The sequence below is a fragment of the Edaphobacter sp. HDX4 genome (assembly GCF_036877565.1).
Taxonomy (GTDB): Bacteria; Acidobacteriota; Terriglobia; order Terriglobales; family Acidobacteriaceae; genus Edaphobacter.
The window spans coordinates 1-19,627 of record NZ_JAEDXW010000027.1 but is presented as its reverse complement, the minus strand read 5'-3'; the positions used below and the strand labels follow the sequence as shown (position 1 = coordinate 19,627).

27 protein-coding genes are annotated in these 19,627 nt (G+C 56.6%); 2 read left to right on the top strand and 25 right to left on the bottom strand.

The features are described 5' to 3' along the window. Positions 1 to 27: 27 nt before the first annotated feature. The 25 genes from rplO to rpsL form a co-directional block, all read right to left on the bottom strand. Positions 28 to 489, bottom strand: coding sequence for a 50S ribosomal protein L15 (rplO, locus tag JAO29_RS20045; protein WP_334270047.1), 462 nt, complete (start codon positions 487 to 489; stop codon positions 28 to 30). A 97-nt stretch (positions 490 to 586) separates the two neighbouring features. Then, entirely contained in the window at positions 587 to 775 is a 189-nt protein-coding gene (rpmD, locus tag JAO29_RS20040; RefSeq protein WP_334270046.1) for a 50S ribosomal protein L30, read from the bottom strand. A gap of 15 nt (positions 776 to 790) precedes the next feature. Further along, positions 791 to 1,297, bottom strand: a complete 507-nt coding sequence (rpsE, locus tag JAO29_RS20035) for a 30S ribosomal protein S5 (protein ID WP_334270045.1) — start codon at positions 1,295 to 1,297, stop codon at positions 791 to 793. A 60-nt stretch (positions 1,298 to 1,357) separates the two neighbouring features. After that, on the bottom strand, positions 1,358 to 1,723 hold the full coding sequence (gene rplR / locus JAO29_RS20030) for a 50S ribosomal protein L18 (protein WP_334270044.1): 366 nt from the start codon (positions 1,721 to 1,723) through the stop codon (positions 1,358 to 1,360). 212 nt (positions 1,724 to 1,935) lie between these two features. Then, positions 1,936 to 2,475: a 50S ribosomal protein L6 gene (rplF, locus tag JAO29_RS20025; protein ID WP_334270042.1), complete on the bottom strand. Its 540-nt coding sequence runs from the start codon at positions 2,473 to 2,475 to the stop codon at positions 1,936 to 1,938. Positions 2,476 to 2,595: 120 nt separating this feature from the next. Continuing rightward, on the bottom strand, positions 2,596 to 2,994 hold the full coding sequence (gene rpsH, locus JAO29_RS20020; protein ID WP_334270041.1) for a 30S ribosomal protein S8: 399 nt from the start codon (positions 2,992 to 2,994) through the stop codon (positions 2,596 to 2,598). 209 nt (positions 2,995 to 3,203) lie between these two features. Then, a complete protein-coding gene (locus tag JAO29_RS20015; protein WP_334270040.1) occupies positions 3,204 to 3,389 on the bottom strand; it encodes a type Z 30S ribosomal protein S14 in 186 nt (61 codons plus the stop codon). A 53-nt stretch (positions 3,390 to 3,442) separates the two neighbouring features. After that, on the bottom strand, positions 3,443 to 3,994 hold the full coding sequence (gene rplE, locus JAO29_RS20010) for a 50S ribosomal protein L5 (RefSeq protein WP_334270039.1): 552 nt from the start codon (positions 3,992 to 3,994) through the stop codon (positions 3,443 to 3,445). 94 nt (positions 3,995 to 4,088) lie between these two features. Further along, positions 4,089 to 4,448: a 50S ribosomal protein L24 gene (rplX, locus tag JAO29_RS20005; RefSeq protein WP_442886449.1), complete on the bottom strand. Its 360-nt coding sequence runs from the start codon at positions 4,446 to 4,448 to the stop codon at positions 4,089 to 4,091. Positions 4,449 to 4,521: 73 nt separating this feature from the next. Further along, positions 4,522 to 4,893, bottom strand: a complete 372-nt coding sequence (rplN, locus tag JAO29_RS20000) for a 50S ribosomal protein L14 (RefSeq protein ID WP_334270038.1) — start codon at positions 4,891 to 4,893, stop codon at positions 4,522 to 4,524. A 107-nt stretch (positions 4,894 to 5,000) separates the two neighbouring features. Further along, complete coding sequence (gene rpsQ, locus JAO29_RS19995; RefSeq protein WP_334270037.1) at positions 5,001 to 5,333, bottom strand: 30S ribosomal protein S17; 333 nt, start codon at positions 5,331 to 5,333, stop codon at positions 5,001 to 5,003. 3 nt (positions 5,334 to 5,336) lie between these two features. Next, on the bottom strand, positions 5,337 to 5,597 hold the full coding sequence (gene rpmC / locus JAO29_RS19990; RefSeq protein ID WP_334270036.1) for a 50S ribosomal protein L29: 261 nt from the start codon (positions 5,595 to 5,597) through the stop codon (positions 5,337 to 5,339). A 25-nt stretch (positions 5,598 to 5,622) separates the two neighbouring features. After that, entirely contained in the window at positions 5,623 to 6,057 is a 435-nt protein-coding gene (rplP, locus tag JAO29_RS19985) for a 50S ribosomal protein L16 (RefSeq protein ID WP_334270035.1), read from the bottom strand. A gap of 100 nt (positions 6,058 to 6,157) precedes the next feature. After that, positions 6,158 to 6,832: a 30S ribosomal protein S3 gene (gene rpsC / locus JAO29_RS19980; RefSeq protein WP_334270034.1), complete on the bottom strand. Its 675-nt coding sequence runs from the start codon at positions 6,830 to 6,832 to the stop codon at positions 6,158 to 6,160. Between the two features lie 93 nt (positions 6,833 to 6,925). Further along, positions 6,926 to 7,435, bottom strand: coding sequence for a 50S ribosomal protein L22 (rplV, locus tag JAO29_RS19975; RefSeq protein WP_334270033.1), 510 nt, complete (start codon positions 7,433 to 7,435; stop codon positions 6,926 to 6,928). 44 nt (positions 7,436 to 7,479) lie between these two features. After that, a complete protein-coding gene (rpsS, locus tag JAO29_RS19970; protein WP_035352320.1) occupies positions 7,480 to 7,764 on the bottom strand; it encodes a 30S ribosomal protein S19 in 285 nt (94 codons plus the stop codon). A 75-nt stretch (positions 7,765 to 7,839) separates the two neighbouring features. Further along, complete coding sequence (rplB, locus tag JAO29_RS19965) at positions 7,840 to 8,664, bottom strand: 50S ribosomal protein L2 (RefSeq protein ID WP_334270032.1); 825 nt, start codon at positions 8,662 to 8,664, stop codon at positions 7,840 to 7,842. Between the two features lie 120 nt (positions 8,665 to 8,784). After that, positions 8,785 to 9,078, bottom strand: coding sequence for a 50S ribosomal protein L23 (locus JAO29_RS19960; RefSeq protein WP_334270031.1), 294 nt, complete (start codon positions 9,076 to 9,078; stop codon positions 8,785 to 8,787). After that, complete coding sequence (rplD, locus tag JAO29_RS19955) at positions 9,078 to 9,755, bottom strand: 50S ribosomal protein L4 (protein ID WP_334270030.1); 678 nt, start codon at positions 9,753 to 9,755, stop codon at positions 9,078 to 9,080. Before rplD ends, JAO29_RS19960 begins: the two co-directional genes overlap by 1 nt. Before the next feature lie 134 nt (positions 9,756 to 9,889). Then, positions 9,890 to 10,630, bottom strand: a complete 741-nt coding sequence (gene rplC, locus JAO29_RS19950; RefSeq protein WP_334270029.1) for a 50S ribosomal protein L3 — start codon at positions 10,628 to 10,630, stop codon at positions 9,890 to 9,892. A gap of 57 nt (positions 10,631 to 10,687) precedes the next feature. Next, positions 10,688 to 11,005, bottom strand: a complete 318-nt coding sequence (rpsJ, locus tag JAO29_RS19945; protein WP_013581294.1) for a 30S ribosomal protein S10 — start codon at positions 11,003 to 11,005, stop codon at positions 10,688 to 10,690. A gap of 69 nt (positions 11,006 to 11,074) precedes the next feature. After that, positions 11,075 to 12,262 (bottom strand): elongation factor Tu, encoded by a 1,188-nt coding sequence (gene tuf / locus JAO29_RS19940; protein ID WP_334268486.1) that lies wholly within the window; start codon positions 12,260 to 12,262, stop codon positions 11,075 to 11,077. A gap of 73 nt (positions 12,263 to 12,335) precedes the next feature. Further along, a complete protein-coding gene (gene fusA, locus JAO29_RS19935) occupies positions 12,336 to 14,432 on the bottom strand; it encodes an elongation factor G (protein WP_334270028.1) in 2,097 nt (698 codons plus the stop codon). An 84-nt stretch (positions 14,433 to 14,516) separates the two neighbouring features. Beyond that, complete coding sequence (gene rpsG, locus JAO29_RS19930; RefSeq protein WP_334270027.1) at positions 14,517 to 14,987, bottom strand: 30S ribosomal protein S7; 471 nt, start codon at positions 14,985 to 14,987, stop codon at positions 14,517 to 14,519. Positions 14,988 to 15,057: 70 nt separating this feature from the next. After that, positions 15,058 to 15,441, bottom strand: coding sequence for a 30S ribosomal protein S12 (gene rpsL / locus JAO29_RS19925; RefSeq protein WP_014263802.1), 384 nt, complete (start codon positions 15,439 to 15,441; stop codon positions 15,058 to 15,060). A 755-nt stretch (positions 15,442 to 16,196) separates the two neighbouring features. Between rpsL and JAO29_RS19920 the strand changes: the two genes are divergently transcribed. Beyond that, positions 16,197 to 18,122, top strand: coding sequence for a S9 family peptidase (locus JAO29_RS19920; RefSeq protein WP_334270026.1), 1,926 nt, complete (start codon positions 16,197 to 16,199; stop codon positions 18,120 to 18,122). Between the two features lie 299 nt (positions 18,123 to 18,421). Further along, on the top strand, positions 18,422 to 19,627 hold a 1,206-nt coding region (locus JAO29_RS19915; RefSeq protein WP_334270025.1), incomplete at its 3' end, for a hypothetical protein.

Here is a 19,627-nt window from a genome sequence, read left to right as displayed (position 1 = left end):
CATTCTACATTTTCGTCGCGAAGACTATCAGGCGATTACGATTGCCTTGCCGCCCGCCTTCTCGATCGCTTCCTGAGCGGTCTTCGAGAACTTGTGCGCGTGCACGGTAATGGCGGCCTTTATCTCCCCATTATTGAGCACCTTGATCAGTCCGTTCCGCTTGCGCAGGAGGCCGAGCGCGATAATCTTCTCGAGGGTGAACTCCGTTTCAGACGAGGCCTCGTTGATCTCGGCGATACGATCCAGCCCAAGTACCGTGTACTCCGTGCGAAAGATATTGGTGAAGCCGCGCTTCGGAAGACGACGATGTAGCGGCATCTGGCCGCCCTCAAATCCGCGCATCAACGATGAACCAGAGCGCGAACCCTGACCTTTATGACCACGAGTTGAGGTCTTACCCATGCCAGAGCCCATACCGCGGCCCACACGCTTCTTATTCTTGTTAGCCTTTGCAGGAGCCTTCAGATTAGAGAGATTACGGATTGCCATACTTTCCTCGCTATAACGCCAGAAACATAGTTCCCGACTCGCATTTTGAACTGGCCGGGAGGCCAGGTTATAAGATTCTGTGATTCGCTGCGCTTCCCTACTCGACGATACGGACGAGGTGAGGGATCTTCGCTACCATGCCCCGGATGGAGGGGCTATCCTCGCGCTCGACGATCTGGTTGAGCCTGGTGAAGCCGAGGCCCTTGACAACGAGCTTGTGCTTCTCCGGCGTCGCGATCTTCGAACGGAAGTACTGCAGTTTGATGGTGGCTTTGGTCTCTGCCATGACTAGGGACTCCTCTTACAGTTCTTCTTCAGCTTTGCCGCGCAGCGCCGCAACTTCGGACCTGCTCCGAAGCTGAGTAAGCGCATCGAAGGTGGCCTTGATAACGTTGTGCGGATTCTTGGTTCCGATCGACTTGGTCAGAACATTCTGTACACCAGCCGAGGTCATTACAGCGCGGACCGTTCCGCCAGCGATCACGCCAGTACCTTCGGGAGCCGGCTTCAGCATGACCTGACCAGCACCATAGTGACCCAGAACCTGGTGAGGGATCGAGGTATCTGTCAGGTTCACCTTGAAGAGATTCTTCTTGGCAGCCTCAATCCCCTTACGGATGGCCTGCGGAACCTCTTTGGCTTTACCTGAACCGTAGCCCACAACGCCTTCAGCCGGATCGCCGATCACAACCAGCGCGGCAAAGGACATGTTCTTACCGCCCTTAACGACCTTCGTGACGCGGTTGATGCTTACAACCTGATCTTTCAGATTGAGGCGGTTCGCGTCGATCTTTTTCTTTGTTGCCATAATGTCTTATCCAGCTTTCTGGTCGCCCGCCTGCGAGCGCCGTTCGAGAAACTTGAAAACCTAGAACTCCAGCCCCGCCTCGCGGGCAGCATCAGCCAAAGCCTTCACGCGGCCATGATAGAGATAGCCACCACGATCGAAGACCACCTTCTTGACGCCCTTCTCCTGCGCTCTCTCCGCGATAAGCTTTCCAACCTCAACCGCGGCAGCGACGTTACCACCTGACTTCCTGCCCTCACCCTTTTTGGTGACCGTAGAGGCTGAAGCGATGGTGGCGCCGGTCGAGTCGTCAATGACCTGCGTGTAAATGTGATTCAACGAGCGATAGACATTCAGACGCGGACGCTCTGCGGTCCCGGACATCTTCTCGCGGATGCGCGTGTGAACACGCTTGCGAATTACATCGCGTTTACGGGGTGTGATCATCTTCGTTTCCTTCCTAACAGCGTCGTCAGAGTGCCAACGACGTTCGGTTTAGCCTTGCAACAGGGGAACAGGGACCAGGAGATGGAGGCCGAATCCTCCGTTTCGAGATGGAATTGGCTCCATCCCTGGTTCCTAACTCTTTGGCCGCCTCAGGAAGTTTTCCACGAGAACGGCAGACGCGACTCACAGCGATAGCGTCGCAGCGCTTGCCGTTACTTAGCGCCTGTCTTACCAACCTTCTTCTTCAGCTTCTCGCCGGTGTATCGGACTCCCTTGTTCTTGTAGGGATCCGGCTTACGGAGCGCACGCATATCTGCAGCAACCTGGCCGACCTTCTGACGGTCGATGCCGGAGATCGTGAGGTGCGTCTGCTTGGGATCGATCGCCACAGTAATTCCAGTGGGCAGCGGGAACTCGATCGGGTGAGAGTAGCCAAGCGTGAAGACGACGGTATCTTTACCCTTCATCTCAACGCGGTATCCGATACCGACGATGTCGAGCTCTTTCGTCCATCCAGTAGTGACGCCTTGCACAGCGTTGAACACCAAAGCGCGCGCCAGGCCATGAAAGGCAGCCTGCTTGTCGCTCTCGCGCTCTGCAATGATTTCGCCATCCTTCTGAACCAGAGAGATCCCGGCCGGGAGAAGGGTTGTGACCTTTCCCTTGGGCCCCTCCACCAGAACAGTGTTTCCACTGACGGTGTATTTGACGCCAGCTGGCATCGGAATCGGCTTCTTGCCAATACGAGACATAATCAATTCCTTCTAAAGTGGCTTGCGAGTCCCGAAGCGATAATCCTCTTCGTTCCACTGCAGCCGGGCAGCTAAGCTGCCAATAAGCAAGTCTCTAAAACTTCGTAAACAGATGCCGCTTTACCAGACTTCACACAGGATCTCGCCGCCTACGCCTTCGCGACGTGCCTGACGGCCAGTCATAACACCCCGGGGAGTAGTCATGATGGAGATACCGAGACCACCCTGAACGCGGCGAATCTCATCGCGGCCGACATAGACACGGCATCCGGGACGAGAGACGCGCTGCAGGTCGCGGATAGCAGCTTCGTTGTTGGTGCCATACTTCAGGTAAACGCGGATAATCCTCTGACCGTTCTCCTCAGTCGCCTTGTAGTTGGCGATGTAGCCCTCATCCTTAAGGATGCGCGCAATCTCGGCCTTAAGCTTGGATGCCGGGACATCCAGCTTCTGGTGACGTGCACGGATGGAGTTGCGGATGCGGGTCAGGAAATCTGCTACTGGATCGGTGAGATTCATTCATTCTCCTTCATTCTTCGTTCGCTCGCGGACAAACCCCTGCGAGAACCAGCAAGAATGTCTTATTGCCTGATGTTTCCGTTCCAGACTTCTGCATCCTGAACTTTAGCTCGAATGAGGTCTCTGGAGCGTGCGTGCGCACGGCGAATACCCGTGTGCTGTGGACGAAGCTAATTATATCAGGCGCGGACGCCCGATTACCGGGATGTCTACCAACTAGACTTTACGACGCCCGGGATCTCTCCCTTGAGAGCGAGCGAACGAAAGCAGAGACGGCAGACGCCGAACTTGCGAAGGTACGCGCGAGGACGACCGCAGAGCTGGCAGCGATTGTGCTGACGGGACTTGAACTTCGGCTTTTTTGCGTCTTTGACGCGCTTTGCTGTAGTTGACATAAACTTGACTCTCTATCTTTCAAAAAGCTTTGGGTCGCAAGGACCAACCGGAGTTAGGCTCCCTGACGGAAGGGCATACCGAAGGCCCTCAGAAGTGCACGGGCGCCGTTATCGTCCTTGGCTGTGGTCACGATCGTGACGTTCATACCCTTGATCTTGTCGACCTTTGCATAATCGATTTCGGCGAAGATGAGCTGATCGCGAAGACCGAGTGTATAGTTTCCGCGCCCATCGAAACTCTTCGAAGAGACACCGCGGAAGTCGCGGACACGGGGAAGAGCGATGGAGATGAGGCGGTCAAGAAACTCGTACATCGCGTCCCCGCGAAGGGTAACCATCGCTCCAATGGGCATTCCCTCACGAACCTTGAAGGCTGCGATCGATTTCTTCGCCTTCGTGGTTACCGGCTTTTGGCCGGTGATGGAGGCTAGGTCGGCGACCAAAGGGTCCATGATCTTGACGTTCTGTGTCGCTTCGCCGAGTCCCATGTTGACGACGATCTTCTCAAGCTTTGGAACCGCCATCACGTTATCTACGTTCAGTTCCTTCGCAAGGGCGGGTTTAATCTCTTTGTCGTACTTCTCTTTGAACCTTGACGTTGCCATCTCTCTCTTCGCTTTCTCCACGGTTCCGGGTTGGCTGATGCCGTCTACCGTTTCGTGGGGTGAACCTTAATTTCCACTTCTACTTCAAATGCTTTTACTTCTTCTTCTCAGGAATCGGATTTCCGCTGGCCTTGGAGTAACGAACCCTCTTGTCACCGTCCAGGCGCGAACCAACGCGGGTCTTGTTTCCCTCTCCGTCAACCAGCATGACGTTGGAGATATGGATGGGAGACTCCTGCTCAGCGATGCCGCCCTTGATGTTGCGCTGCGGGTTCGGCTTGAGGTGCTTCTTGACCATGCCGACGCCCTCGACGAGGACGCGCTGTCGGTCAGCGATTACACGAAGAACTCGGTGCGGTTTCTCGCCCTTATCTTTGCCGGCGATAACGACAACCATGTCGTTACGCTTGATCTTGATCTTGCTCTTCGTAGTGGGCTTGAACTTCGTTGGCATCTGATATCCCCTGTTACCTCGGCTGTCTGTCGGAGCCGGAATCCGCTTATTTGTTCATACTGTACAGCGTGAACTAGATAACCTCGGGTGCGAGTGAGGCGATCTTGAGGAACTTCTTCTCGCGCAGCTCTCGGGCGACGGGTCCGAAGACACGGGTTCCAACTGGCTCCAGAGAGTCGTTGATGACGACCGCTGCATTCTGGTCGAAACGGATGTAGGTACCATCCTTACGACGGCTCTCCTTGCGCGTCCGAACGATTACGGCCTTAACAACCTTGCCCTTCTTGACCGTGCCATCGGGAGCGGCTTCTTTAACGGCTGCGGTAACAATGTCACCCAGGCCGGCTTTCTTGCCGAGCCCGCCGCCGAGGGGCAGAATCACCTGCAACTTGCGTGCGCCGGAGTTGTCGGCCACGTCAAGGATTGTTCTCATCTGTACTGCCATCGTTCTTCTCCTGGTGCGGCCGGGGGATCAAAGTGCCCCCTCGCGATAAATATAAAATCTTTCGGATCAATGGCTGGAATCGCTCCCAGGGTCCGGGACCCTATCCCTTAAGCCTCGGTCGCGGAGCTCTTGTCGTCTGCCAGCTGCGCGAGTGAGCTGCGGCGAACGATCTCTTCAAGAGACCAGCGCTTGAGTTTGGAGAGAGGCCGAGCCTCACGAATGCGAACGACGTCGCCCACCCGAGCAGAGTTCTGCTCATCATGTGCGTAGAACTTCTTGTTCGACTTCATGACACGTTTGTACTTGGGGTGCGCCTTGCGCATCTCGATCTCGACGACGATGGTCTTCTGCATCTTGGTCGAAACGACCAGGCCGACTTTCTCGTTACGGCGGCTGGAAGTCTGCTCGACGGCTTCAGTCTTGTTTGGGGTCTCTGCCATGGCTTAGTCCTTCTTTGCTTTCTTGCGAGTGCTCTTGGCCGGGACTGCGGGAGCGGATCCGGTCGCGGTTTGGCCAGCCAGCTCACGCTCGCGGGCGACGGTCTTGATGCGGGCGATATCCAGCTTCAGCGTACGCATCTTCTTGACGCCCTCGGTGTTGCCGAGGCTCTTCTGAAAGCGGATACGAAAAAGCTGCTCGGCAGCTTTATTCTGCTCGCCCTTGAGCTCTTCGTTACTGAGGTTGCGAATCTTATCGAGTTCCATGTGTCTCTTCCTTCAAACCAGGTCTTTACTTGGCCGCAACCGTGTTTACCACGTCGTGGCGCTGCACAAAGGAGGTCTTGAGCGGAAGCTTGTGAGCGGCCAGACGCATCGCTTCCTTGGCCATCTCCGGATTGACGCCTTCCATCTCAAACAGGATCCTGCCGGGGCGAACGACGCAGACCCAGTGATCAGGAGCTCCCTTACCCTTACCCATACGAGTTTCTGCCGGCTTCTTGGTGATTGGCTTGTCGGGGAAGAGACGTAGCCAAACTTTACCGCCGCGCTTAATGAAACGAGTCATCGCGATACGGCTGGCCTCGATCTGGCGGTCAGTGATGTAACCGCACTCCATGACCTTCAAGCCGTAGTCGCCGAACGAAAGATCGGAGCCGCGCCACGCCTTACCGGTCATCCGGCCGCGCTGCTGCTTGCGATACTTCACCTTCTTAGGCATCAACATAACGAAACCCCTAGCTATTTAGCTGCCAGGCTCCGGCACTGGTCCAGACCTGGCTCTATCGAAATTCTGTCACCGGCAGCGCAGACCGCCAGCGATCCTCTTACGAGGTAAAGACTCCAGCAGACGTACCCTGTTCGCGGCGCTTCTTCTGCTCGTAGATATCTCCACGGTAGACCCAGGTCTTTACGCCGATAATGCCGTACGTGGTCTTTGCCTCAGCAAATCCGTAGTCGATATCTGCGCGGAGCGTGTGCAGCGGCAGGCGACCCTGCAGGTACCATTCGGAACGAGCGATCTCGTTGCCGTTCAGGCGACCCGAGACGCGTACCTTGATACCCTTGCAGCCGAAACGCAGCGCCGAGTCAACCGATTTACGCATGGCGCGACGGAAGCTGACACGCTTTTCGAGCTGGAGCGCGATATTCTCTGCCACCAGCTGAGCATCGAGCTCAGGCTTGTTGACTTCAAGAATGTCGACAAAGACCTCGCGGTTGGTGCGCTTCTGAATATCAGCCTTGAGCTTGTCGATCTCGGCACCCTTGCGGCCGATGATGATTCCCGGACGCGCAGTGCGAATGATCAGGCGCAGCTTGTTACCGGGACGCTCCACCTCGACCGAGCTGACACCAGCAGCCTTGAGCTTTTCCCGAAGCTCGGCCTTGAGCTTTACGTCCTCGACCAGCAGCTTGTCATAGCCGCGCTCTACGAACCAGCGCGACTTCCACGGCTTGTTTACGCCGAGGCGAAACCCATACGGATGGACTTTCTGTCCCATAGCTTCCCTTTACTCTGCGCTCCTAACCGGTTGAGCCGGCGGGCGGTAGTTCGAAACCTCTATTTTAACTCAAACGAAGCCTGAAAGGCCCTCTTACTTGGCTGCTTTCTTCGTCGCTGTCTTCTTGACTGCGGCTTTTTTTGCTGGAGCTTTCTTCGCGGCAGTCTTCCTGGTTGACTTCTTTGTTGTTGTAGCCTGGAGAGAATCGTCAGTCCCAGCCGCAACGGGCTTATTCTTCTCAGCGACAGTCACGATGATGTGAGCGAGACGGCGCTGATAGCGGAAGGCCCGACCCATAGGTGCGGGGCGGATTCGCTTCATACGCGGTCCTTCGTTGGCTACAGCAGACTTGACGTAGAGGTTATCAACGTCGACATCCAGCCCCTGCTCCTGCGAAAGGTAGTTGGCATTCTGGATCGCCGAACGGAGGACCTTCTCGACGATCGGAGCGATGCGCTTGCTGTTGAAGTGGACCGTGTTGATCGCCTGCTCCACTCGCAGACCCTTGATCAGGTCCAGAACGAGCTTTGCCTTCTGCGGGCTGGTGCGCTGGAACCGTGCCTCCGCGCGAAACTCTCTTGTATTTTCTGCTGCCTTAGCCATGACTTCTTCCTTGAACGCTAAAAACCGAAATTCTGCTTCCTGAGTTACTTGGCCTTGGTCGCCGTTTCAGTCTTGGCGGAGTGGCCTTTGAAGGTGCGCGTCGCAGCAAACTCACCCAGTTTGTGCCCAACCATGTTTTCGGTCACATAAACAGGAATGAATTTGCGGCCGTTGTGCACGGCGATCGTGTGACCGACGAAGTCGGGGTGGATCGTCGAACGGCGCGACCAGGTGCGAAGGACCTTCTTGTCGTTCGTCTGGTTCATGACGTTAATCTTCGTCATGAGGTGGTCATCAATAAACGGACCTTTTTTGGTAGAACGTGCCATCTGTTAGCTCCGAGATTCTTTACTTGCTGCGGCGGTTCACGATGAACACATCGTTCCGCTCCGACGCAAAGCGTCTTATTTAGATCTGCGGTTGACGATGAAGACATCAGTCCGCTTATTGTTGCGTGTCTTGTATCCGCGTGTGGGCTGGCCCCAAGGAGTTACGGGGTGACGTCCACCAGAGGTCTTACCCTCACCACCTCCATGCGGATGGTCAACCGGGTTCATCGAGACACCTCGGTTGGTGGGACGGATTCCCTTCCAGCGATTGCGGCCGGCCTTACCGACCGTCACGTTCTCGTGGTCAGTGTTTCCTACCTGGCCAACCGTCGCCATGCACTCCACCAGGACCCTGCGCGTCTCGCCAGAAGGTAGCTTGAGCAGAGCGTAGTCGCCTTCCTTGGCAACCAGCTGCGCCGATGCGCCGGCTGAGCGAGCCATCTGAGCACCCTTGCCCGGACGAAGTTCAATGTTGTGAACCGTCGTACCCGCGGGGATGTTCTTCAGGGGAAGCGCATTGCCAACCAGAATATCGGCCTCGGGGCCACTCATGATCGACTGTCCAACCTTCAGCCCAATGGGCTGGAGAATGTAACGCTTCTCACCATCCGCATAACTAACAAGAGCAATACGGGAGCTGCGATTCGGATCGTACTCGATCGTCGAAACGGTTGCAGGGATTCCAAACTTGTCGCGCTTGAAATCAATGAGGCGAAGCTTCTTCTTGTGACCGCCGCCGTGATGGCGAATGGTCATGGCACCCGTTGAATTACGACCGCCAGTACGCTGCTTCACTGCCAGCAGTGGCTTGTGTGGCTTGTCCGTCGTAATGTCATCATTCCGCAGCGTCGTGGTGAAACGCAGCGAGGGTGTAATGGGTCGAAAGGATTTGATCGGCATCTTCTTCTCAGCTCCTAGCTTTTGGCTTCCGGCGAACCGGTTTTTCAGCTAGTATTCGAAACTTCGTCTTCTGTTCCAGCCGTCCTCATCCATCAATCCGGGACGACTATTGGCTCATTCTTAGAGACTGTCCAGATACTCCGGCATCTTTTCGCCTGCCTTCAGACGAACATAAGCCTTCTTCCAGTCGGGGCGATAGCCGGCGAATCTTCCCCGGCGGCGCTCCTTGCCTTCAACGATCGCGGTGCGAACGGCAGAGACCTTGACCTTGAAGAGAGCTTCGACGGCCTGCTTGACCTCGATCTTCGTAGCTTTCTCCGCAACCTCAAACACGAGCGTGTTCTGGGTCTCTTTGACGCCCATGCCCTTTTCTGTAATCAGGGGGCGGCGAATGACGGTGTAAAGGGTCGGCATTATGCGACCTCCTTCTGGCCCGCAGCGGCCTTACGTTTGGATACGTACTTCTTTAGTGTCTCCTGCAGGGCCTCGATAGCGTCCCTCGAGAACACGGCATGCTCGTAGCGGAGGAGATCGTAAGGGTGAACCTCAGAGCTAAGCACCAGCTCAACACCGGCCAGATTGCGAGAGCCGAGGTAGAGCTTCTCGTCCAACTTCTTGCTGGTCTCAACCAGCAGCGTGGTCTTGCCGGCCTCGAGCTTGTTGAGGGCCTGGCGATAGAGCTTCGTCTTCCCTTCGGGGACCACGAAGGAATCAACGACCGTAAACTTGCCTTCGCTGATCTTCGCCGTAATCGCTGAGCGGAGAGCACCCATCAGCTTCTTCTGGGGGAAGGCATACTCATAGCTTCGGGGCTGAGGTCCATGGACCGTACCGCCGCCACGCCAAAGTGGAGTGCGGATGGATCCGACGCGAGCGCGGCCGGTTCCCTTCTGCTTCCAAAGCTTCTTGCCAGCGCCTGAAACGAGCTTGCGGTTCTTGGTCGCCGCTGTTCCCTGCCGCAGAGCGGCACGATAGTGCTTGACCGACTCCCACAGGAGAGCATCGTTGATCTCGTCCGCGAAGACGGAATCAGCGAGCTCGAACTCACCAATCTTTGCCCCACTGAGATTGACTACGTTGATATTTGCCATGTTGCTAAACTTCTCTTTCTGTGCGGCCATCGATGCGGCTCGCCCTGACGTTGTTTCTCTGCATTGATCGGTTTGTTCCCCGGGCAGAGGTTTCTACGCTACAGCTCGAAAGGCTATGTTTCGCCTAATCGTGCTTACTTCTTCTTCGGTGAAGCCTTTTTGGAAGCCTTCAACGGATCGAGGGTTCCGGCTCCGGCGAATCCACGACGCTCACGCGGGGGCGCCTTGGCCTTGGAGATCAGAACGTAACCGTCACGGGGTCCTGGAACAGCTCCTTCAACCATCAAAAGATTGTCGTCAAGATCGATACCACGGATGCGGAGGTTGCGGACCGTAACCTGCTCATGTCCCATGTGGCCAGGCATACGCTGGCCCGGGAAGACGCGCGAGGGAAATGAAGAAGCGCCGATCGAACCCTGCACCTGGAACATATGGCCGTGCGACTTGGGGCCACCACCGAATCCATGGCGGCGAATGACTCCGGCAAAACCACGTCCCTTTGAGGTTCCGATAACGTCGACGAACTTTTCATCGGAGAAGATATCAACAAGAACCCGGTCGCCCGCCTTCACGCCATTCGACTGCTCGCCGTCCTGCCCTGCGGACGCTGCTTCTACTGCAACTTCTTTCACCACGCGAACGGGCGGAACGTTTGATTTGGCGAAGTGGCCGGTCATAGCCTTATTTACCTTTGAAGCCTTGATGAAATCAACGTAGCCGATCTGAGCTGCGTTGTACCCATCCTTCGCCATCGTCTTGAGCTGCGTGATAACGCAGGGGCCAGCCTTCAGAACGGTGACCGGGTGAACGTCACCCTTCTCATCGAACATCTGGGTCATGCCAATCTTCTTGCCGAGAATTCCTGTTACTGACATCTTCTTTTCCTTTCCTCATCATGCCTGGAGGGCACTGTAGGGAGCTACTGGATCTGTCTACTTCTGGACCGTTTTGATCTCGACGTCTACGCCGGCAGGAAGATCGAGCTTCATCAAAGCGTCGACGGTCTGCTGCGTGGGCTCGAGAATGTCGATCAGCCGCTTGTGCGTACGGATCTCGAAAGCTTCGCGAGACTTCTTGTCCACGTGAGGCGAACGAAGCACGCAATACTTGTTCTTCATGGTAGGCAGCGGAATCGGCCCTGCAACCTGCGCTCCCGTTCGCTTCGCGGTCTCAACAATTTCGCCCGTGGAAGTATCGAGTACACGGTAGTCATAAGCCTTCAAGCGGATCCTGATTCTCTGTCCTGCCATCGTTATCTCTCTTTTCTTTACGCAAAGAACTTGTTGAGTCGCCGCCCACCGGAGCAGGCGGCGCTAAATTTACTTGATGATCTCGGAGATGGTACCGGCGCCTACGGTTCGTCCGCCCTCGCGGATCGCGAAGCGCAGGCCCTTCTCCATGGCCACCGGGGTGTGCAGCGTGATCTCCAGCTGGATGTTGTCGCCCGGCATCACCATCTCGGTGCCCTCGGGAAGCTTGGCCGATCCCGTCACGTCCGTCGTGCGGAAGTAGAACTGGGGACGATAGCCGTTGAAGAACGGGGTGTGACGTCCGCCTTCTTCCTTGCTCAACACGTAAACCTCGCCCTTGAACACCGTGTGCGGCGTGATCGATCCCGGCTTCGCCAGAACCATGCCGCGCTCCACGTCTTCCTTCGCCGTGCCGCGCAGAAGAAGGCCGGCATTGTCGCCTGCAAGACCCTCGTCCAGCTGCTTCTTGAACATCTCCACGCCCGTGACCGTCGTCGCCTGCGTGTCGCGGAAGCCGACGATCTGCGCTGCATCGCCAACCTTGATCTTGCCGCGCTCGATACGGCCCGTCACCACGGTGCCACGGCCGGAGATCGAGAAGATGTCTTCGATCGGCATCAGGAACGGAAGGTCGACCATGCGGTCCGGCTGCGGTACGTTCTTGTCCACCGCCTCCATCAGCTCGTCGATCTTGTCCTCCCACTGTTTCTCGCCGTTCAGGGCGCCCAGTGCCGATCCGCGGACCACAGGAACGTCATCGCCCGGGAAGTCGTACTTCGACAGAAGCTCGCGAACTTCCATCTCCACCAGGTCAACCAGCTCCTCGTCTTCTACCGCATCGCACTTGTTCAGGAACACCACGATGTACGGTACGCCGACCTGGCGAGCCAGCAGAACGTGCTCCTTGGTCTGCGGCATCGGGCCGTCGGTCGCTGCCACCACCAGGATCGCGCCGTCCATCTGCGCCGCTCCCGTGATCATGTTCTTGATGTAGTCGGCGTGGCCAGGGCAGTCCACGTGAGCATAGTGACGGTTCGCCGTCTCGTACTCCACGTGCGACGTCGCAATCGTGATACCGCGCTCGCGCTCCTCAGGAGCGTTGTCAATCGTGTCAAACGATCGAAACGAGTTCTTCGGGTTGTGCTTCGACAGCACCTTCGTGATCGCCGCCGTCAACGTCGTCTTGCCGTGATCAATGTGACCAATCGTCCCTATGTTCACATGCGGCTTCGACCGGTCAAATTTTTCCTTCGCCATTACTCTCTCCGTCTTTCCTGACCCTTTTCAGGTCTGTCAACTCTGTTACTGACTCACGGGCTAAGCCCGCGGACTAAACTTTGGCTTCCTTGCCCTGGACCTTAGCAATGATCTCTTCCGAGACCGATTTTGGAGCCTCTTCATACTGCTTGAACTGCATCGAGTAGTTCGCGCGACCCTGCGTCGAGGAGCGCATGTGCGTCGCATAACCGAACATCGTGCTCAACGGTACAGTAGCCTTGATCGCCTGGGTTCCACCGACCATCTCCATGCCTTCGATACGTCCGCGGCGGGAGTTGAGGTCACCGATGATCGTTCCCATGAACTCCTCAGGAACCGTAACTTCAACATCCATGACCGGCTCGAGGAGGACGGGCTTTGCCTTGCGAGCGGCCTCCTTGAAGGCCATCGATCCAGCGATCTTGAACGCCATTTCGTTGGAGTCAACATCGTGATAGCTTCCGTCATACAGCGAGACTTTGATATCGACCATCTCGTAGCCGGCAAGCACACCGCGAGTCATCGCGTCCTGAATGCCCTGATCGATCGGCTTGATGTACTCCTTCGGAATCACGCCACCCTTGATGTCGTTCGAGAACTCGTATCCCTTGCCCGGCTCATTGGGAGAGATCCGAATCTTAGCGTGACCATAGTTGCCGGAGCCGCCGGTCTGACGAATGTATTTACCTTCGGCATCGGCGTTTCCGCGGATGGTCTCGCGGTAGGCTACCTGCGGCTTACCAACATTGGCTTCAACCTTGTACTCGCGCATCATGCGGTCGACGATGATCTCAAGGTGGAGCTCACCCATACCGGCGATGATAGTCTGGCCCGAATCCGGATCCGTGTGGACACGGAAAGTGGGATCTTCCTGAGCGAGCTTCGCCAGAGCCATACCCATCTTTTCCTGGTCAGCCTTGGTCTTGGGCTCAACGGCGAGCTCGATAACCGGCGCCGGAAAGTCGATCGACTCGAGCACGACCGGAGACTTCTCGGTGCAGATCGTGTCGCCTGTCACGAGGTTCTTCAGACCTACAGCAGCGCAGATATCTCCCGCGAGAATCTCGGTGATCTCTTCGCGCTTGTTGGCGTGCATCTTGAGAAGGCGGCCGATCCGCTCGGTCTTGCCGGTGCGCGGATTCAGAACCGAGTCCCCAGTCTTCAGCGCTCCCGAGTAGACCCGAATGAAGATCAGCTGGCCGACGAATGGGTCGGTCATGATCTTGAATCCGAGGGCAGCAAAAGGCTCGTTATCGTCGGTCTTGCGAACGATCTTCTCCTCCATGTTGTCGGGATTCGAACCCACGATCGGAGGAATGTCCAGCGGGCTGGGCAGATACTCGACGACAGCGTCGAGCAGAGTCTGCACGCCCTTATTCTTGAACGATGACCCGCAGAGGACCGGGAAGATGTGCATCGCGATCGTCGCCTTCCGGATGCCAGCCTTGAGCTGCTCCACCGTAGGCTCCTGACCTTCGAGATACAGGTTCATCAGCTCATCATCATGCTCGGAGACTGCTTCGATCAGGAAGTGACGGGCCTCGACAGCTTTATCCATCAGATCGGCAGGAATCTCTTCCACCGAGTACTGGGCACCCATCGTCTCGTCGTGCCACAGGATGGCCTTCATGATGACGAGGTCAACGACTCCGGCAAACTTGGCCTCTGCCCCGATCTGAATATTGATCGGCACAGCACGCGCGCCCAGGCGATCGACGATCGTCGAGGTCGCATAAACGGCATCGGCACCAGCCTTGTCCATCTTATTGATGAAGCAGATACGAGGAACCTTGTACTTGGTAGCCTGACGCCACACCGTCTCCGACTGGGGCTGCACACCAGCAACCGCATCGAAGCAGGCAACAGCACCGTCGAGCACGCGAAGGGAACGCTCCACTTCGGCGGTGAAGTCCACGTGGCCGGGTGTGTCGATGATGTTGATGCGGTGATTCTTCCAGGTGCAGGTGGTAGCAGCAGAGGTGATCGTGATACCACGCTCCTGCTCCTGCTCCATCCAGTCCATGGTCGCAGTGCCCTCGTGCACCTCACCAATACGGTGCGTGATGCCCGTATAGAAGAGGATGCGCTCGGTCGTCGTCGTCTTGCCGGCGTCGATGTGCGCCATGATTCCGATGTTCCGGCAACGATTCAGAGGTGTAGTGCGTGCCACGATAGATCTCTCATCTGCGGTGTCACCCGCGGTAAAACTGCGTTAATCCTGAAAGCCAAACTTCAACGCCCAAAGGGAAGCAAGCTACCAGCGATAGTGAGCGAAGGCCTTATTCGCCTCAGCCATGCGGTGAACATCTTCCTTCTTCTTCATCGCTGCGCCACGGCCGTTCGCCGCATCCAGCAACTCGGCGGTCAACTTCTCCACCATGCCCTTCTCTCCGCGAGCGCGACCGTAGGTCACAAGCCAGCGAATCGCAAGCGAAGTGCGACGCTCGGGGTTGACCTCGATCGGCACCTGGTAGTTAGCACCACCGACGCGGCGGCTCTTTACTTCCAGCAGAGGCTTCACGTTCTCGACGGCCTTCTTGAAGAGCTTAAGGGCCTCATCTCCGCCCTTCTGCTCAAGATTCGTCATCGAGGTATAGAAGATGCTCTGTGCGGTCGACTTCTTACCGCCCCACATCATCGAGTTGACAAACTTCGTGACCAGTGTGGAGTTATAAACCGGGTCCGGAGCAACTTCACGCTTTGCGATATAACCTTTTCTCGGCATCTCTTCTTCTCTCTTCTTCCCCCAGCGCGGTCAACCTCTCACGTTCTGGGCCTGACAGCTAAAACTTCGTTTATTTGGCAGCAGCTTTTGGACGCTTCGCGCCGTACTTCGAGCGGCTCTGCTTACGGTTGGCCACGCCGACCGAGTCGAGCGTGCCGCGAACAACGTGGTAGCGAACACCCGGAAGGTCCTTCACACGGCCACCGCGAATGAGCACGATCGAGTGCTCCTGCAGGTTGTGACCGATACCAGGAATGTAGGTGGTCACCTCAATACCGTTGGTCAGACGAACACGCGCCACCTTACGAAGAGCCGAGTTCGGCTTCTTAGGCGTCTGGGTGTACACACGGGTGCAGACGCCACGGCGCTGGGGCGAACCCTGCAACGCGGGGCTGGCAGTCTTATAGCGAGTGGGCGTGCGGCCCTGCTTGACGAGTTGATGGAACGTAGGCACTCGAACTCCTTGGTGTAGCAAACCTAACTTTGTCGGACACGCACAGGCGATTTCGCTGTCAATGCGCTACGCGCAAAGACGAAGATGCATACCGCACCTCCAGGCGAAGAAACCCTGCTTCGCGTCTGTAAATCCTTAACAACCAGACGAAAACAGTCGACGGTGATCGAGTCTTTTCTTCAACCGAAAAACTTCCGATCGAATCTGCCCAACTCCGTTTCGCTGTTCCGGCCCACATAGCCCATCCAAGGTGGAGGGTGTCGCAGGCTCGTTATCGATGGGCCGCAGGCTATCCGCTTCCTGAAATCTTCAGGTCGCCCCACGGTTCTCTTTCTAGTATCCAAGTATAGCGCAATTCTGCGATTCCGCAGCTTGCGAAGCGTGAATCGATGATTGCAGGGCTTTTCTCTACCCTCGCTCCGAGGCCAGGCAACGGAGCGTCCCGGATACTCTCGGAACCTTATGAGAATAGCAAGTCCTGATCCCGGGGTCAACAACTTCTGTTGCCCTTGGATTTGCAGCTGATTCCTACAGTCTGTCCTCAACGAGAGCTCGGTCCTCCGCCAGACCTCCCACTCAGCTGTCCCTGCGATACGTCGATCTGCAAAGGCTTTTTCGGAAAGAATGCTAGCCTAAGCGCCATGACGTTTGCCCGGATCTGCCGATTTACCCCGCTACTTTCGCTCTCTATTCTCTGTTTTGCACAAAGTTCACAAAAAACAGCTGCCACATCCGATGCCCGCATCGGAAACCTGTTGAAAACTCTCTCCCAGACGCAAACGCCATCGGAGGCCGATATCGCTCCGGACGGCAAGACAGTAGCCTGGTCGGTGCGCGCCGGGGACGACTATGAAGTTCACCTGAGCGACGTATCTGATCCTTCGCCCATGAAAGAGATCACGATTCTACCTTCTGCAGAATCAAGCAGCTGCAATAGTGATGCACCACGCTGGTCGCCTGACGGTCAATCTCTCGCTTACGTTTCAACCTGCACGGCCGAACAGAGCGCGCAGCCTCAGGTCTTTATCTGGTCGAAGAAGACCGGCAAGTCTCAGCAGATCACGCATGTGACGGGAACCATCGACGATATGACGTGGTCGCCCGATGGAAGATCGGTCGCCTTCCTCTTCGTGGCAAATGCGACGCGCACCGCTGGTGCTCTTGCAGCCATGAAGCCCTGGGCTGGCGTCGTCGGAGAGGACGGTGTCGAGGTACAGCGCGTGGCGGCGGTGAATCTTTCGGACAAGTCTTTTATTCAGATCACCCCGGCAAGTCTTCACGTCTACGAGTTCAGCTGGGCGCCGGATTCAAAGCAACTCACGTACGTGGCCGCCGCGCCTCCCGGGGAGAACAACTGGTGGGTCGCCAAGTTGTACACGCAGAAGATCGGGGGCGGAGAGCCAGAATCTATCCTGGACACAACCACAATAGCCGGCTCCCTGCACAATCTGCAGATCGCGGTTCCGCGCTGGTCTCCAGATGGGAAGCAGATCGCCTTTATAGGCGGCCTGATGAGCGACCAAGGATCGACCGGAGGGGACGTCTATCTCATTCCCGCTACCGGCGGAGAACCCAAGGACATCACACCGAACCGTGCCGCATCGGTGGCTTTTGTGCACTGGTTATCTCTCAGTGAACTCGGCTTGAGCGAGCACGTGGGCGGCTCAAGCCACATCACTGCAATCGATGTGAACACCGGCACCGATGATCCGAAGATGAACATGAGCTTCGATGAATCTATCGGTTCTGGAATGTCGGTAATGAGCCTCTCTGTCTCCCACAACGGCAAAGACATCGCCCTCATTCGCAGCTCATATGAGCACCCGCCCGAGGTATGGGCAGGCCCGCTTACGCACCTTAAGCAAATTACCCATCTCAACGACTCGATCAAGCCCCTCTGGGGTAAGACCGAGAATGTGGAATGGACCAACGAAGGATTCCATGTCCAGGGCTGGCTGCTTTATCCAGTGAACTACGATCCGTCCAAACGATACCCCTTGATTGTGAGCGTTCACGGCGGCCCGTCTTCCGCAGTTACTCCTCGATGGCCGGGCCTTGGTTATGGCGGAGTTCCGTTCTCCGCGCTGGGCTATTTCGTCTTCATGCCAAACCCGAGAGGCAGTTTTGGGCAGGGAGAGAAGTTCACCCAAGCCAATGTCAAGGACTTTGGATATGGCGATCTTCGCGACATTGAGGCCGGGATGGATAGCATCGAAGCCCGCCTGCCCATCGACAAGGAACGCGAGGGCCTGACTGGTTGGAGCTATGGTGGTTTTATGACCATGTTCGCGGTTACGCAAACGACGCGTTTCCACGCCGCTGTAGCGGGTGCCGGCATCAGCGACTGGAAGAGCTACTACGGAGAAAACTCTATCGACCAGTGGATGATTCCCTTCTTTGGCGCCAGCGTTTACGACGATCCGGCCATATACGCCAAGAGCTCCGCAATCGACTTCATCAAAAAAGTCAAAACACCCACCTTGGTCGTCGTTGGAGATCGTGATGGCGAATGTCCGGCCCCACAAAGTTTTGAGTTCTGGCATGCGCTGCGAGCGGAGGGTGTGAAGACCCAGCTGGTTGTGTATCCAAATGAAGGGCATGCCTTCCGATCTCCGGAACATCGCCGGGATGTTCTGGAACGCGCCCTTAACTGGTTCGAAACCCAGATGCCAAGCCACTAATAGAGAAAGTCAACCCACAATTGCGACCTGGAACACTCTGGTACGTCCAAAAATCCAGGTCGCCTATTTGCTCTCTGAGACTTCGCCTTTATACACTGAAGCCTCGGGAATTCAGCATATGCGGTGAAACCGTTCAGCTTGCGTTCCGGGTTGAACGGGGAGGTTCAATGCGTCGGTTTGTCACTCTAGCAGTTCTGTTTCTCTTTACGATTCCATTCGGCATCTCGATTTCTGGTTGCTCGAAGGGGTCTTCCGTGGTCTTTTGTAACGGCGGTGATACCGGCCCCATCATAGGACAGGTGAGCACCATAACCCTGACTCCAAAGATTTATGGAGTCTCCCTGAATCAGGGGCAGATTGGCCAGGTTGCTACTCCACAGGCTACTGACTGTAAGGGCACGGCGGTCTCCGTCTCGTCCTACACCTACGGCGTCTTCGATGCCAACGGTCAGCAGAACAATACCATCCTCCAGATCGCAGACGTTGTTCCCTCCGGAACGAACGCCGGCAAGCTGTGCGCCGGCAATTGGAATCGTAATACCGGCGGCGGAATTCCTGATTACACGACCTGCAATGTGACAGGAAAGGCCGGCGAAGTCTACGTAGTCGCGACGGGTGGAGGCGCGACCAGCAACCCTCTGCCGATCTTCATCCACCCGAAGGTGACCAGCGTGGTCCTTGGCAATCCAACGACCGCCTGCGCTGCCACCGATAGCGCCGTCGAAGGGGCAGACCAGTCTTCCAACTGCTGTCAGCTCTCGAAGCAGGCCACCGTCACGGCTCCCGCCTATGACGGGACGACATGCATCTCTCAAGGACAGAGCCGACAGCTCGTGGGGCGTGCCTACGACGCTACCGGGGCGAATATCACCTGCCAGGTCGGCCATCTGAATTTCGCTGCACAGGCGACTTCGGTTGCCACCATCGACGAGAATGGTGTCGCGACGGCACAACAACCCGGCTCCACCGTAATCAGCGCCGACCTGACCCAGGCAGGATCCAGCGCGGGCTTCTTTTCAACCTGCCCTCCTGTCTCCATCAGTCTCACCGTTCCCAGCTCCAGCGGTGGAGTGACCAGCGCGGTCGTCAATCAGAACACTCCGCAGCCGCTTTCCGCAGTCGCTGTCGACAAGAATGGAACGACGCTCACCGGCCTCACGCTGAACTACGTTTCGACTACTCCGATCACCATTCCCGCATCTAGTTCTGGTTCCATAACGCCTGCTTTCCCAGGGGCCGCCGGCATTAGCGCGATCTGCCAGCCTCCGACCTGCAATCCTTCCCCGAACAACCAGATTGGCCTCTTCGGAAACGGAAAACCGGTCACGTCGAATCCAGTCGGCATCACAACCCCGGGTGCCAACAGTACCCAGCTTTTGATCGGCAGCACGCAGTCCCGTTATATTCTTCCGGTCGACTTCACGAATCCGGCCCTAGGAACATCGGTGCGGCTTCCCTACGCTCCAAACTCGATGGTGATGTCGAATGACGGTAGCTCGATTTAT

Bases quoted from the DNA above. Each gene is read 5' to 3' on its own strand.
- rplO (WP_334270047.1), bottom strand. From the start codon at position 489: ATGGCAATCCGTAATCTCTCTAATCTGAAGGCTCCTGCAAAGGCTAAC.
- rpmD (WP_334270046.1), bottom strand. From the start codon at position 775: ATGGCAGAGACCAAAGCCACCATCAAACTGCAGTACTTCCGTTCGAAG.
- rpsE (WP_334270045.1), bottom strand. From the start codon at position 1,297: ATGGCAACAAAGAAAAAGATCGACGCGAACCGCCTCAATCTGAAAGAT.
- rplR (WP_334270044.1), bottom strand. From the start codon at position 1,723: ATGATCACACCCCGTAAACGCGATGTAATTCGCAAGCGTGTTCACACG.
- rplF (WP_334270042.1), bottom strand. From the start codon at position 2,475: ATGTCTCGTATTGGCAAGAAGCCGATTCCGATGCCAGCTGGCGTCAAA.
- rpsH (WP_334270041.1), bottom strand. From the start codon at position 2,994: ATGAATCTCACCGATCCAGTAGCAGATTTCCTGACCCGCATCCGCAAC.
- JAO29_RS20015 (WP_334270040.1), bottom strand. From the start codon at position 3,389: ATGTCAACTACAGCAAAGCGCGTCAAAGACGCAAAAAAGCCGAAGTTC.
- rplE (WP_334270039.1), bottom strand. From the start codon at position 3,994: ATGGCAACGTCAAGGTTCAAAGAGAAGTACGACAAAGAGATTAAACCC.
- rplX (WP_442886449.1), bottom strand. From the start codon at position 4,448: ATGCCAACGAAGTTCAAGCCCACTACGAAGAGCAAGATCAAGATCAAG.
- rplN (WP_334270038.1), bottom strand. From the start codon at position 4,893: ATGGCAGTACAGATGAGAACAATCCTTGACGTGGCCGACAACTCCGGC.
- rpsQ (WP_334270037.1), bottom strand. From the start codon at position 5,333: ATGGCAGAGACCCCAAACAAGACTGAAGCCGTCGAGCAGACTTCCAGC.
- rpmC (WP_334270036.1), bottom strand. From the start codon at position 5,597: ATGGAACTCGATAAGATTCGCAACCTCAGTAACGAAGAGCTCAAGGGC.
- rplP (WP_334270035.1), bottom strand. From the start codon at position 6,057: ATGTTGATGCCTAAGAAGGTGAAGTATCGCAAGCAGCAGCGCGGCCGG.
- rpsC (WP_334270034.1), bottom strand. From the start codon at position 6,832: ATGGGACAGAAAGTCCATCCGTATGGGTTTCGCCTCGGCGTAAACAAG.
- rplV (WP_334270033.1), bottom strand. From the start codon at position 7,435: ATGGCTAAGGCAGCAGAAAATACAAGAGAGTTTCGCGCGGAGGCACGG.
- rpsS (WP_035352320.1), bottom strand. From the start codon at position 7,764: ATGGCACGTTCTACCAAAAAAGGTCCGTTTATTGATGACCACCTCATG.
- rplB (WP_334270032.1), bottom strand. From the start codon at position 8,664: ATGCCGATCAAATCCTTTCGACCCATTACACCCTCGCTGCGTTTCACC.
- JAO29_RS19960 (WP_334270031.1), bottom strand. From the start codon at position 9,078: ATGCCGACCCTTTACACCGTCATTCGCCGCCCCCTGATTACAGAAAAG.
- rplD (WP_334270030.1), bottom strand. From the start codon at position 9,755: ATGGCAAATATCAACGTAGTCAATCTCAGTGGGGCAAAGATTGGTGAG.
- rplC (WP_334270029.1), bottom strand. From the start codon at position 10,630: ATGTCAGTAACAGGAATTCTCGGCAAGAAGATTGGCATGACCCAGATG.
- rpsJ (WP_013581294.1), bottom strand. From the start codon at position 11,005: ATGGCAGGACAGAGAATCAGGATCCGCTTGAAGGCTTATGACTACCGT.
- tuf (WP_334268486.1), bottom strand. From the start codon at position 12,262: ATGGCGAAGGAAAAATTTGACCGGTCGAAGCCGCATGTGAACATAGGG.
- rpsG (WP_334270027.1), bottom strand. From the start codon at position 14,987: ATGCCGAGAAAAGGTTATATCGCAAAGCGTGAAGTTGCTCCGGACCCG.